The organism is uncultured Ruegeria sp. (assembly GCF_947497005.1).
GTDB lineage: Bacteria > Pseudomonadota > Alphaproteobacteria > Rhodobacterales > Rhodobacteraceae > Ruegeria.
The window spans coordinates 240,635-254,101 of record NZ_CANMFF010000005.1 but is presented as its reverse complement, the minus strand read 5'-3'; the positions used below and the strand labels follow the sequence as shown (position 1 = coordinate 254,101).

Annotated in this window: 10 protein-coding genes; 5 read left to right on the top strand and 5 right to left on the bottom strand. The window is 57.1% G+C overall.

Annotated features, from left to right (window positions below; translation table 11 throughout):
* Position 1: 1 nt before the first annotated feature.
* The 3 genes from Q0816_RS09585 to Q0816_RS09575 all read right to left on the bottom strand — a co-directional run bounded on the left by Q0816_RS09585 (position 2) and on the right by Q0816_RS09575 (position 2,433).
* A complete protein-coding gene (locus Q0816_RS09585) occupies positions 2–922 on the bottom strand; it encodes a hypothetical protein (RefSeq protein ID WP_298849830.1) in 921 nt (306 codons plus the stop codon).
* Positions 907–1,554, bottom strand: a complete 648-nt coding sequence (locus Q0816_RS09580; protein ID WP_298849828.1) for a DUF1007 family protein — start codon at positions 1,552–1,554, stop codon at positions 907–909. Before Q0816_RS09580 ends, Q0816_RS09585 begins: the two co-directional genes overlap by 16 nt.
* A gap of 72 nt (positions 1,555–1,626) precedes the next feature.
* Positions 1,627–2,433 (bottom strand): thioesterase family protein, encoded by an 807-nt coding sequence (locus Q0816_RS09575; RefSeq protein ID WP_298849826.1) that lies wholly within the window; start codon positions 2,431–2,433, stop codon positions 1,627–1,629.
* 341 nt (positions 2,434–2,774) lie between these two features.
* Between Q0816_RS09575 and Q0816_RS09570 the strand changes: the two genes are divergently transcribed.
* Positions 2,775–3,710, top strand: a complete 936-nt coding sequence (locus Q0816_RS09570) for a glyoxylate/hydroxypyruvate reductase A (RefSeq protein WP_298849824.1) — start codon at positions 2,775–2,777, stop codon at positions 3,708–3,710.
* Positions 3,711–3,718: 8 nt separating this feature from the next.
* Here Q0816_RS09570 and Q0816_RS09565 read toward each other — a convergent pair whose 3' ends face one another.
* Positions 3,719–4,075, bottom strand: coding sequence for a hypothetical protein (locus Q0816_RS09565; RefSeq protein WP_298849822.1), 357 nt, complete (start codon positions 4,073–4,075; stop codon positions 3,719–3,721).
* Between the two features lie 304 nt (positions 4,076–4,379).
* Between Q0816_RS09565 and Q0816_RS09560 the strand changes: the two genes are divergently transcribed.
* The 4 genes from Q0816_RS09560 (at position 4,380) to Q0816_RS09545 (ending at position 11,993) form a co-directional block, all read left to right on the top strand.
* Positions 4,380–4,703: a hypothetical protein gene (locus tag Q0816_RS09560; RefSeq protein ID WP_298849819.1), complete on the top strand. Its 324-nt coding sequence runs from the start codon at positions 4,380–4,382 to the stop codon at positions 4,701–4,703.
* 53 nt (positions 4,704–4,756) lie between these two features.
* Positions 4,757–5,743: a glyceraldehyde 3-phosphate dehydrogenase NAD-binding domain-containing protein gene (locus tag Q0816_RS09555; protein WP_298849817.1), complete on the top strand. Its 987-nt coding sequence runs from the start codon at positions 4,757–4,759 to the stop codon at positions 5,741–5,743.
* A gap of 314 nt (positions 5,744–6,057) precedes the next feature.
* Entirely contained in the window at positions 6,058–7,908 is a 1,851-nt protein-coding gene (locus Q0816_RS09550) for an autotransporter assembly complex family protein (protein WP_298849815.1), read from the top strand.
* Positions 7,905–11,993 (top strand): translocation/assembly module TamB domain-containing protein, encoded by a 4,089-nt coding sequence (locus Q0816_RS09545; protein ID WP_298849813.1) that lies wholly within the window; start codon positions 7,905–7,907, stop codon positions 11,991–11,993. Before Q0816_RS09550 ends, Q0816_RS09545 begins: the two co-directional genes overlap by 4 nt.
* A gap of 481 nt (positions 11,994–12,474) precedes the next feature.
* Here Q0816_RS09545 and Q0816_RS09540 read toward each other — a convergent pair whose 3' ends face one another.
* The gene (locus Q0816_RS09540; protein ID WP_298849811.1) at positions 12,475–13,356 is read right to left on the bottom strand and encodes a LytTR family DNA-binding domain-containing protein; all 882 of its coding nucleotides are present in this window, start codon (positions 13,354–13,356) and stop codon (positions 12,475–12,477) included.
* Between the last annotated feature and the right edge of the window lie 111 nt (positions 13,357–13,467).

Sequence of the window (13,467 nt, the reverse complement as noted above, 5' to 3'; positions counted from 1 at the left end):
TCTAAATCGCGCGCAGCAGCAGACCACTTGCGATCACGGTAATGATCAACCCCGCAACCAGTTCGATGGTCGGGGCCAGCACGGACGCAAACCGTGTGGCCGAGGCTGAGGCCAACAGGCCTCCGCGCAAACCCAAGGACGTCCACCCGACCAGCGTGGTCACTGTCGCCGTGCCCAGCGCCATGGCAAATGCACCGGCAATGCCAACCATCGCAATGCCCATCTGCCAAGTCAGGATCAGAACAAACAAAGCTCCCGTGCAAGGCCGCGCGGCGATACCCGCAATCAGGATCAGGGCCTCGCGAAAAGAGCCCACATTTGCGACTTCTTGTGTTGTTGGTCCGTGGCGGTGACCGCAATCTGAACAGACCTCTCCATCGTGGTGGTGATGATCATGATGATGGTGATCATGGTTCGATGTGTTTTTCTGTCGTCTTGCAAAACTGCGCAAAGCCCGGACCACCAGCCAAAGACCAATAAGAGCGATTGCACCGTAGCTGATCGGGGCCATGACCTGTTCTGTTGTGCCCACAAGGCTTTCGCGGGACATCTGGAACACCAACACCCCGGCGTAGACCAATACGACCGCAGTTACCGCCTGCCCAAGGCTGGACAATACACTGATCGCCGATAGTCGCCAGAAGGCAATGCGCCGACCCAATCCGTACCCACCGATCAAAACCTTGCCGTGGCCGGGGCCGATAGCATGAAAGAACCCGTAGGCGAAACAGACAGTTAGCAATGTTGCCACCGCCTCGGGTTGCTCGGCTCGCGCGGCACGCAAAGACCGGGCAATCTGGTTCTGGAATTCCCGTTGCTCCCCCGCAGCCCAGGCCGCAAGACTGTCAAAGCCGCCACTGCCCCAGAACCAGAGCAGCAGACCACAGGCAAGAGCAACCGGAACAATCAGGTAGCGGGACATGAAATACGGATCTCGGTCGCGAAGCTTTCACCGACCAGAGGAATATCGTTTTCCTCAAGGTCATAGTCTGCGTCCAGGGTCAGCAGGAACGCCTGCATCTGCGCAAGTTGCCCGTCTATGTCCGGATCAAACCGGTCCATATGACACGTGGCAGGGCCCGTTACGGTCACAGGTCGTGTTACTTCGTAAGCGGTATAAAACGTCTCATCAAAGGCCTTCGCGGACAGCGCCGTGGCAGGCACGGCGCCAGCTTCCACTGCCCTGAGATGCGTGGTTACAATGCGCCCGTCTTCGGCTGTCGCATACGCCTCCATCGGGCCCGAAAGTGCAACTGGATTTCCGTCTGCAGTAACGACAAGATCGCCGTTATACCCTTCGACCCATTGCGTATCAAACCCGGTCAGTACCTTTTCTTCGCTTTCTGTCAGAAAACCGTCGGCATCCTGATCCAGCTTCATTTCTTCCAGAACCAGCAACGAATAGAATTCGTCATAAGCCCAGGTCACGCGGACATGGGTCAGTTGACCGGCTTCATCCACAATGAACTCCAGCCCCGTATCAATGAAGACATGCGGGTGGGCGTTGGTCTGCATCGGCAAGCAAAAAACCAGAGTGGTTATAAGGTAACGCATAGGCGCAAGATAGTTCTCCTGCCCCGTGGCGGCAACGGCAATTTCGTTCCCGATGCAAAAACCAGCCGGCCCTCAGGTCGGCGGAAACAGAACCAGTGTTTGCAGCCCTGTACCTACAGGACCCTGCGTATCGAAGAGCACAGACTGAGACATTCCGATGCCGGAAGACTGCCAATGCGAAACCGACTCGGACGCCAGCCAATCCGAAACCGGTTCCCGATGGATGTTTACTGTCAGATCGGTGTTCATGAACCCCATTTCCGTGGTCGGCGCATTCCAAGAGATACCGTTGCCACAGTCCGCCAACGGGCACAGGGCCTGAATGGGCGACTGATCCTCGCCCTGCAAAAGTTGCGGCGTGCGCATCCAAATTGTTTTGGGTCCGGCACCCTGCTTGCCGCCAGCGGGGTAGAGAATATCGCTGAAATTGGCAAACCCAGGCAGATCATGGCGAATCTCTCCGATTGGAAATGGGCCGTCGACAACGTCCTCTATCCTCGGCGCATTTATCCCGACATTCGGCACCTGCCCCAGATCGCGCCGCACCAAATGCATGGTGGTCGCCGTGGCACAGAGCGTGTCATCCAAATCGTGCACGGTGACCCGTGCGGTTGCTAAGGTCTTGGTGTGCCGCGTGGTTTCTGCAGCGACCCGCAGCCCTGTCAATGGCAAAGGGCGCAGCAGATCGACTGTCAGTCGGGTCAACATCTTCTCGGGGCCAATTTCGGTTTCTGCGGCGCGTACGATCAACCCGCTCACTGGCCCGGCATGACAATGAGCGGCAGACCACGGCCCGCGCGCCGGATCGTTCCCGACAAACGCCCCATCCTCGCGTTGGTGAAAATAAGCCTTGCCTGTAAAATCGAGCGCTGCTGCCATAATTTCCTCAAATCTCTTCTGGCTTAAGCCGTTTCAACTTACCCATGCCAAAATGTCCGAACGTATTTGTGTTTTCTGAGCGAGTGACAGTACAGGTACAAATCCCCGGATTCGCGATTGCCTTCGAGGAAATCCACATGTTCGCATCCCAAGTCTTATCGCTAACATGTTGCAGTTGAACATGGTTTCCTGTGCGAGGATTTACTGACATATCGGCGGAAGTATCCTTCTTAAGCACCGATATCGGGCTATACTTTTGACGCTAGGATGGCTTAACTGCCCAAGCCCTGTCCACCATAGTGACGGGACGTCACCGCATTAAACCTATGCAGGAGCCGCACTTGGCATTGTTGATTGAAACCGGGTTGTCAGATTGGATAAGTGATGCTGGGATTGCCAGCAGTTTGCAGGCCGTATTGCCGGATGCGGATATCCGCACACCCCAAACGATAGGGAATCCTGACGACATCACAATGCTGGCTGTCGTCGACATGCAACGTGACCATCCGGCGCGCCTGCCCAACTTGAAACTGGTTCAAAAACTGGGCGCCGGGGTAGAGACTATTGTGAGTCACCCTGATCTGCCCGATCACGTGCGCATCGCCCGTCTGAAACCAGACGCACCTGCGCAGGGCATTGCCGAGTGGTTTCTGGCCTATATCCTGCGCGCCCAGCGGCACATGAGGTTTCACCAGGAAGCTCAAACGCGCGCCGAGTGGTCTCCATGCGCGCCTGTTTTCACCCCGGACACCGTCGTCGGTGTTCTGGGCCTTGGTCACATCGGAGCCCGCACCGCACGAATGCTGCATGCCGTTGGTTTTCAGGTGATGGGCTGGAGCCGATCTCCCAAAGCGATTGAAGGCGTGACATGCCTGCATGGACAGGATGCTTTGCCCAAGCTTCTTGGCCAATGTGACTATGTCTGTTCAATCCTACCGTCGACCCCGCAAACCGTTGGCCTGTTTGATGCCCAGATGCTTGCGGCAATGAAACCCGGCAGTCAGTTACTGAACGCAGGACGCGGAAATCTGATTGATGAGACTGCTCTGATTGCTGCGCTGGACGCAGGCTCACCGGGACATGCCGTGTTGGACGTCACCTCGCAGGAACCCCTGCCACAAGACAACCCTCTGTGGCGGCATCCCGCGGTGACAATCACACCGCATGTATCTGGATGGCATCTGGGCGATGCGCTGTCAGATGTGGCCGAGAACTTCCAAAGGCTCAACTCTGGTACGCCCTTGTTGCATGAAGTGAGCCGGGATCAGGGATACTGATCCGGTGATCAGGGTGTGAGGATCCAGTTGCCATTGCCGTCATTGCATCGGCGGGTTCGGATTTCCCGGCTCTGATCACCACCGTCCGGCTGAATAACGTGCTGCAGGCTGACGCAGCTTCCCTGCACATTTCGCACGCGGATCGTACCTTTTGAACCGGTGTCGTCGTTCTTCCATGATTGCTTTTGACCCACAGATGGCGTGCCACTGGTCAAAAGCGCATTTGAGGCCGCGTTGACCACTTCGAAATCCGCTGGCGACAATCCCATCTCGGCAATGATTCGGGAAAGTGGCTTGGCCTCGGCCACATTGGTCATCAAAAGGACGCCGCAGGCGGCAATTGCGGTCAAAATCTTGGCTTTCATGGCGGTCTCACAAAACTGAAATCATTTGCGGTCAAGGATATACCCCTGATCCGGCAGGGCCAAGCCCCTGACACAAACCTATCTGCACGACGTCTGTCCGCAAGCCTGTAATACAGGCGATCCGGGACGGTTCAGATATCTGCTGCACAGGGGCTTCAACCGACCTATACCTTCGTCTCGGCCTCGCCGGTAACAGCAATCTGGCAAGGTTGCGCCGCGAATTTATGACCTTGGGGCTTCACACGCAGGCCGGAATTTGCTGAAATCCAAGTAAATTCTGATTTTGAGCATTGGAGATTGTTCCATGAAACTGCGCCCTGCCCTGCTGACCATTGTTGCACTTGCTGCATCTGCGACCCTGTACACCTCTCCCATTTCGGCAAAGGAAGAGACCAAATCCGTCTTCGTCATGAGCCGCACCTGGGCGGTGACACAGGTCGCAGACACGCCGGTCATTTATCGCGCCACGCGTGACAACAACAACCTGAACCCGTTTGGCCCCCCGCCGCGCCTGCGTACGATTCAGGCCATTGCAGCGATTCAGCAGGCAACCGGATGCAAACCGATCGTGGCCAGTATGTATCAGAACATCTCGGGCCAGTTCTTCTCGCAAGTCAGCTGTAACTGACGCGGTATCGATCGGGCATTGAGATCGCCCGACCGGACTGCCATAGCTTGCCCATGAAACTCGCGATTAACGGATTCGGCCGCATCGGCCGCACGATCCTGCGGCAGGTTCTGGCCCTGCCGGGAGGGTCAGATATCGAGCTGGTGCTGATCAATGACATCGCGCCGCTGGAAACCTGCGCTTACCTGTTCAAATACGACAGCACCTTCGGCCCCTATCCCGGCGATGTGTCCGAGGGGGACGCTGCGCTGATCGTGGATGGGCAAACGATTCCCCTGACCCACAGCGCCGATCTGACCCGCGTTGATCTGTCAGGCGTTGACGTCATGCTGGATTGTACAGGTATCGCCCGCAGCTCCGACGTTGCGCGACGCGGGTTGTCTGCGGGTGCGGGTAAAGTGCTGATCTCAGGCCCCTCACCCGCTGCCGATGTGACCATCGTTCTGGGGGCAAACGAAGATCAGTTGGGCAGCGCCCGGATCGTGTCGAACGCTTCCTGCACCACCAATGGGCTCGTGCCGCTGGTCAAGGTCATCGACGATATCGGTGGCGTCGCGTCGGGGCACATGACGACGATCCATTGCTACACAAACAGCCAGCCTATGGTCGACGCCCCGCGCGGCGACCTCGCCCGTTCCCGGGCAGGAGCACTGTCGATGGTGCCGACCACGTCAAGTGCGATGCACCTGATCGATGTCGTCCTGCCGCATCTGACCGGGCGTGTCTCGGGGGCTGCAGTCCGTGTGCCGACGGCCAGTGTGTCAGCCGTGGACCTCGTGGTCACTTTGCAGCGCGGCACGACTGCCGAAGCTTTCGATCATGCTCTGAAACAGGCGGTTGCCGCGTCTCCTGTACTTGGCTGGACAGATATGCCGCTGGTCTCGTCCGACCTGCGCGCCCGTCCGGAATCGTTGGTTATAGCCGGGCCTGAAACCCGTATGGTCGGTGAAAATCAAGTTCGGGTCTTTGGTTGGTATGACAACGAATGGGGCTTCTCCGCCCGAATGCTGGACGTTGCCCGCCTGATGGCCACCGAGTAGCGCGACCACGGTACGAACGTGGGTTCGCGATCTGGCATTACGCTGATTTTTCTGACCGGGCAGGCCTCGCGTGAGGGCCCAAGGGTACGTTTTTTTGGAAACAACCGCCTACATCCTAAAAACCGCACCGCAGATTATTTGCAAGCCAATGTCAGCCACGCGGTAAAGTCCGAAGACTGCCAAGCCATCATCCACCACATCCGCAACGCCGGGCAGTTGCATCGCCACAATCTGGTCGAAATTTTCGCATCCCGCGTTTAATCCCTTTTCCCAACTGCTTTCAGATGTTCTAACCTGAATTCAAATGGCTGTGCATGGCACGCACAAGAGATCTGGAATTGGGACAGTTGGGGCAATTCATGCGAGGGAGCACGCCGCAAGGCCGTCTGAGGTGCTGGCTGATGGCCGTCGTTGTGGCTTTGGCCCCAACGACACTGGCGGCATTGGAAACAACTCTGACTGCCCCGGGTGCCTCCAAAGAACTGGTCGAGCGCCTGAAAGAGACGTCCTCGGTTACGACAGCCGAGAAACGCGGCCTGGACACCCCGCTTGAGATCCTGTCAGCGGCCTTGTCAGATTACCGCACACTTGTACAAATCCTGTATGATGAAGGGTATTTCAGCCCGGTCGTCAGCATCAAGCTTGACGGGCAGGAAGCCGCCGAACTGAGTTCCCTCTCAGTGCCCGTTCAAATCAAGCGGGCCGCGATCACCATTGAAACCGGGCCAAGTTTCAAATTCGGCGCCGCCACCGTTCAACCCCTTGCCGCTGACACAGAGTTGCCAGAAGCATTCGCAACCGGGAAACTGGCAACAACCGGCGCCATTCAACAGGCTGCTTCAGCTGGGGTGCAGGGATGGAGAGACGCGGGCCACGCAAAAGCCGACGTTGCGGGCCAGACCGTTATCGCGCGCCACGCGCAGGCTCGGCTGGACGCCCAGATCGATCTTGATCCAGGACGCAGGCTGACTTTTGGCAAGATGTTCATCAAGGGCGACACGGATGTGCGTCACAGGTCTATTGAAAAGATCGCCGGTTTCCCAAGCGGAGACGTCTATTCGCCTGAAAAAATCCAGAAAGTCGGAACTCGGTTGCGCCGGACAGGCACGTTCAACGTTGTCTCGCTGCAGGAACGTGAGACGGCAAATCCTGATGGCACACTAGATTTCGATGCCACGTTTGAAGACCTGCCCAAACGTCGCCTGACCTTTGGGGTCGAACTAGCCTCTCGCGATGGTGTCGATGTGACCGCGACCTGGACCCATCGCAACATGTTCAGACGCGCTGAACGTCTGCGCTTTGAGGCGGCAATACGAAATATCGGCGGTGCCGAGGATATCGATGGCCGGATCGGGTTACGCCTGGATCAGCCGGATCGACTTGGCCCGGACGACAACACATTCTGGAGCGCCTTGCTGGAGCGCCGCAACACCGAAAACTATAACGTGACGCTCGCCTCGTTGGCCTATGGTGCGCGCCGTACCTTTTCGGACAACCTGTACGCGGAAGCGTCGGCCGGATTTCAGTGGTCGGATGCCGATGATGCCTATGGAAGCGGTAGAAAATTCAGATACTTTATCGTGCCATTCCGTTCGGAATGGGACAAACGTGACAGCAAAGTAAGCGCTACGCGCGGCTTCTATCTGGACTCGCAGGTGATGCCCTTTGTCGGATTTTCTGGCACCGACACTGGCATTCGCCTGTTCTTTGATAGCCGCGCCTACACCAGCCTTGGCACCGGCGGCCGGCTGGTACTGGCAGGGCGGGCGCAACTGGGATCAGTCATTGGGCCGCCCGCAGATGGCGTCACACCCGATTTTCTGTTCTTTTCCGGCGGAGCGGGAACCGTGCGCGGGCAACCCTTTGAGAGCCTTGGTATTCCCGTCGGAACCGGCATCGCGGGCGGCAAGTCATTTATTGGCTTGTCCGGCGAAATCCGAGGCAAGGTTACGGACAGCCTGTCGCTGGTCGGGTTTTATGACTACGGTGTCGTCGACACGTCTTCCTTCATAGGCAGCGGTGCGGAAGACCACTCTGGCGCTGGTATAGGCGTAAGATATGATCTGGGTGGGTTTGGCCCACTGCGCTTTGATCTCGCTTATCCGGTTAGCGGCCCCACTGGGGACGGGCTCCAGTTTTACATCGGGATCGGACAGGCATTTTGAGACGACATCTTTCATCCCCTCTGCTGATCGGCACGCTGATATTTGTGCCTGTGGCCGGGCATCCGCAAGAGGATGAAGGCGGCAGCATGATCGAACGGTTCCTGCAGGATACGCTGTCGGGCGACGATCAGAACGTTACAGTCACAGGCCTGCAAGGGGCGCTGAGTTCACGCGCCACAATTGCAGAGATCACGATCGCCGACGACGAAGGCGTCTGGCTGACCATCAAGGATGCCGAACTGGACTGGAACCGGCTTGCCCTGATCCGTGGACGATTTTCGGTCAACGCACTGACCGCGCAGGAAATCGACGTGGCCCGCGCACCGGGCACCACCACAAAGGATGTACCACCCCCGTCCGCCGAGACCCAGGCCTTTCAACTGCCTGAACTGCCCGTCGCCATTGAAATCGGTGAAATTCGAATTGACGAACTGGCTTTGGGCGAACCGCTGATAGGCGTGGCTGCCGAATTGGCGGTCAATGGCAACCTGTCCCTGGCCGACGGGACGCTGGATACCAACCTGGACATCACGCGGATCGATCGGGCTGGTGATGAAATCAAGTTGACCGCGGGCTTTCAGAATTCAGACAGCCAAATCGATCTGGACCTTCAGGTGACAGAAGCCGCGGGCGGCCTGATCTCCACCGCTCTGAAAATCCCGGGCAGCCCCCCGATCGGATTGACGGCAAAAGGGTCCGGGCCAGTGACCGACTTTACGGCAGATATTGGCCTCAGCAGCGATGGTCAGCCACGGGTGACCGGGCAGGTTCGGTTGCGCTCGGCGCCGACTGCCGCAGCAAGCGCGAACGAGGGCATTGCCTTTACAGCCGATCTGGGCGGCGATCTGACACCCTTTGTTGCCGACAATATGGATACGTTTTTTGGCACCAAAACACAGCTGTTTGTGGATGGGCGGACCCAGCCCGAAGGCGCGTTGGACATCAGTGATCTCGAGCTCACGTCGCAAGCACTGAACCTGAAAGGGGCATTGCAGTTGGCGGCAGGGGGTCGGTTGCAACTGGCGGCCCTTCAGGGGCGCATTACGCCACCAGAAGGGGAAAGCGTTGTTCTGCCTGTCTCGGGCGGGGGCACGTCTATTGAGGCTGCACAGATTTCCGCGCTGTTTGACGAGAAGAACGGCAATCTCTGGGATCTGAGTTTGACGGCGAACGCCGTGAAGACCCAGCAACTTGATCTGCAGCGCGCGCAGATTTCGGCACAGGGGACCCTTGAGCAGGGTAGCGCACTGAAACTCGACGGCGATCTGCAGGCCGCCCTGGACGGTATTGATCTGGCTGACGATGCCTTGAACGCGGCTGTTGGCGACCGCATTACTCTGGACGGAACGTTCGAATACGGCAGCGATCAGACCCTGAACCTGTCTGGATTCGAATTGGTTGGTTCGGATTACGAACTGGGCATCGATGCATTGATCAGCGGTCTGTCCAGCGGGCTGGCCATTGACGGCACAGCCACACTGGACGCGACAGACCTGTCCCGGTTTTCGGAGCTGGCGCAGTTGGATCTGGGCGGTCAGGCCTCTGCCCGGCTAACGGGTCAGGGCTCCCCTCTGGAACGCAGTTTCGATGGCAAACTGGAGGTCGAAGGAAATGACCTGTCTACCGGGCGTGACGACATCGATCCGGTGATCCGAGGCAAGACAACAATTACACTGGACGCCAAGCGCGGCGAAGATGGCGTAACTGTCCGCAACTTCACCTTGATCGGTGATACCTTGCGCGCGCAGGTCGATGGCACTGTAACGACCCCTGATGGCAACGTGACCATAGATGGACAAGCCACGGTCAATTCCCGCGACCTTTCAGTGTTCTCGGGCCTTGCCAAACGCGAACTAAGCGGCGCTGTGCAAGCGAAGCTGAACGGCAAAGGAACTGTTCAGACGCTTGAATTTGACGGCACGGCCAGCGTGTCGGGTCGGGATATCAAAACTGGCCTGACCGAGATCGATCCTCTGCTGGCCGGTCGAAACGAGATCACGTTCGATGGCGCACTGAGCCAGGAACAGATTGTGATCCGCGACGCCACGGTGAACGGCTCGGCCCTGACGGCTAAAGCCTCTGTTACGATAGACGACCCGACGAGTGCTTTGGCGATAGACGGACAAGCCAATCTGAACGTCCCGGATCTGTCATTGTTTTCGGGGCTTGCTCAGCGCGAACTGGCAGGCGCGATCCGTGCAGATGTCGCTGGCAAAGGAGCGGTCGGCATCAAAGCGTTCGACGTAAAAGGCAATTTGGCTGCGGACGATATCAAAACCGGGATCGACGCGGTTGACGCCTTGATCCAGGGACGAACGAACCTGACCGTGGACGCGGTGAATAACGACGAAGGCCTGAACATCCGTACGTTCCAGCTGATCGGAACCGCCCTGTCGGCAAATGCATCAGGAAAGCTGGACCGTGACGCAGGTGGCTTGGACTTTTCCGCCAAGTTGGATGACGTCGGACGCCTGTCGCAAACCTTGTCCGGGCCCCTCATCCTGAAAGGAAATATTGCTCCGACTGGCTCAGGTTTGGAAGGCACCGCCCGTCTGGATGGACCTGACAGCTCATACGCCGGCCTGAAAGGAACAGTGAGCCAGAATGGGGCGGCCGATGTTGAATTCGACGCCAAACTAAACCGGATCGAGCGGTTCGTGCCTGAATTTCCCGGGACAGTTGCAGCCACAGGGACGGCTAAGCGCGACAATGGCATTTGGACAATCGACACAAAGGCGCAAGGGCCTGCGGACATAAGCACCACCGTGGCGGGCACCTTTGATGAAAGCAGCGGCGAGGCCGACCTGACGGCACAGGGCGGCATCAACCTTGGAGTCGCAAACGTCTTTATCACTCCGAACAAGATCGATGGCGCAGCGCGGTTCAATCTGGCCCTCAAAGGTGCACCTGCGCTGGAATCGCTGAGCGGATCGATCACCACCTCCGGTACGTCCCTTGCCATTCCGGATGCAGGTCAGACCATCACCGGGATCAGCGGTCAGGTGGATCTGGCGCAAAGCCGTGCAACCATCACCCTGAACGGCGGAATGCGCGCGGGTGGCAGCTTTGGTGTCAATGGACCTGTGGACCTGACCCCTCCGTTCAACGCCCAGATCACCACTACCTTGAACAGCCTCGTGCTGACGGATCAGCTGCTGTATGAAACCACGCTGAATGGTCAGATTGCAATGACCGGGGCCTTGGCCGGAAACAGTTCGCTGGCCGGACAGATTACCTTTGACGAGACCAATATCAACCTTGCGGCCGCATCGGGAGCCGTAGGCGCGGCGCCGATCCCGGACATTCAGCACATCAATGAAAGCCGTGCCGGTTTCATCACCCGAGAGCGTGCCGGATTGGTCGCGTCCGAGGGCGCAGCGAAAAGCGCCTCCAGAATTGCGCTGGATATCAGTCTGCTGGCACCGAAGGCAGTATTCGTCCGGGGGCGCGGTGTGAATGCCGAACTGGGCGGTCGGATTTTCATCGGCGGCACCACAACCTCTGTTGTTCCGTCCGGTCAGATCGAACTGATCCGGGGGAATTTCGACATTCTGGGTCGCAGGCTGGCGCTGACCAAGGGCATCGTCACATTGCAGGGTGACCTGACGCCGTATATCGAATTTGAATCTTCGGCCAGCACCTCGGATGGTACGGCGACAATCGAAATTGCAGGTCCGCTGGATTCTCCTGAGGTAGATGTGTTTTCCGATCCCGAACGTCCGGCCGAAGAAGCGCTGGCGATGTTGCTATTCGGGAACCGGTTCTCTGAAATCTCTCCTTTCCTGATCGCGCAAATGGCCGCTTCACTGGCGCAGCTCAGCGGTGCGGGCGGCGATGTAACCAAGGGTCTGCGCGACTCCACCGGTGTGGATACGATCGACATAGGTGCATCGGAAGGCGGCGCGGGCCGGTTGGGCGCAGGCGCGTATCTGGGTGAAAACCTCTATACCGATTTCACTGTGAACACCGAGGGCGACACCGAAGTGAACCTGAACCTCGATGTCACTGACAATTTCACGGTCCGCGGTACAGTCGACGGCCGTGGCGAGACAGGCGTGGGATTATTCTTCGAACGCGACTACTAACCGACTGTTTAAGCGAAATAAAGCTTAGAAATACCGTTCATGCGACACGAACAGCATGTGGTTATTCATGATGTATTTGCGACGGTTCGTTCCAATCCTGTTGTTGGTCACGCCGCCTTTTATCATAAAGGATTCAGCATCGAAGTTTGTGTGGTGCTGTAACTAGTAAGAAGCTTAACGAGTATCCAACGAGCGAATGTGTAACGAGTAGTCCCTTGTTTTTTCAAAATGAAATTCAGATCGGGGAAATTAGTAAAGACATAGCTACATCTTATTTCACAACGAAATGATTTTTCTTTTCGCCTCTCCGTGTTTTGTCAGCCCAAATGCTGGCAATCACGGGGAGGTGAATGTCTTTTCGAACCCGATACCGGATCTCTGGCAGAAATCCATGATCCGAAACGCCTGGGTGAACAGTGCGCAGGCAGTCAAGAATGCTGATCAGGTTGTTTTTGCCGAAATTGCAGATAACGCGCGATTATCAGGTATTCGCGGCCATATCCGTCAGCCAGGCCCTCACGGCGCTTTGGCGGCTGCGCGCGACTGCAATCCGCGTACCACAGGTCAAAACAATTGAATCTGGATCGTTCAGGCTGCTGGCAAGGTCAACACCCCGTCTGGACACCCAAAAAGACCTGTGCACCTGCAGCCCGCGCCCACAGGGTATCTGAGACAGAATCCCCTTGAATGTGGACCGCACCAGGGCTTCCTTTTCATCTAACCGGACAGTCACGTAATGCTGATTGGCCTGAACATAGAGAATATCCTTTACCAGGAAACTCTGCCCATTCGCCGACACGACACCGCCTGAATTGATGGCGGTTGGGGCCTGCTCAATCTGTTCCGGGACACCGGCACGGGAACGGGACAAAAACGCAGGCAGAACCCAGACGATCACAATCAGTTCCACGCCGAGTATCAGGCAGTACTGCGGCAGAAACAGCGGCATATAGACGAAGTTCAAAGAAAAGATCGTATTAAAAACCTCAGTCGCGGCGTGTTCCGCAAACTGCGTTCCACCGTATGCGATGGGCAGGCACGTCAATGGCGTGAAAAACCTGTCAAAACCCAGATAGGTGCTGCACGCAGCCTGGCTTGTCAGCATCACGAATGCCAGGGCCAAATAGCCCAACAAGCAAAACACCCAATATATGGCTCGCCCCATCCCATCCAGCGGCATGGCGAACAGGGAAGGCGTCGCGCCGGACAGCATCAACATCAAAGGGGCCAGAAACAGAAAGAAGTTTCGGGACAAAAAGAAACTGAATACTTCATGAAGAGTCAGTGTGGTTGATATGCCCGGTAAAACCACAAACGTTATCTCTGCTTGCTGCAACCGTAGATACACGTCTTTTAGTTTCATGCAGTCCTGGTTCTACTACTCTGGTTTGTTATCCCGAGACCTGAGGTCAGATTCATTAACCTCTGATCCGATTAGCCTGTGCTTCGTAGACCAGAGATTCAATAACCCTAA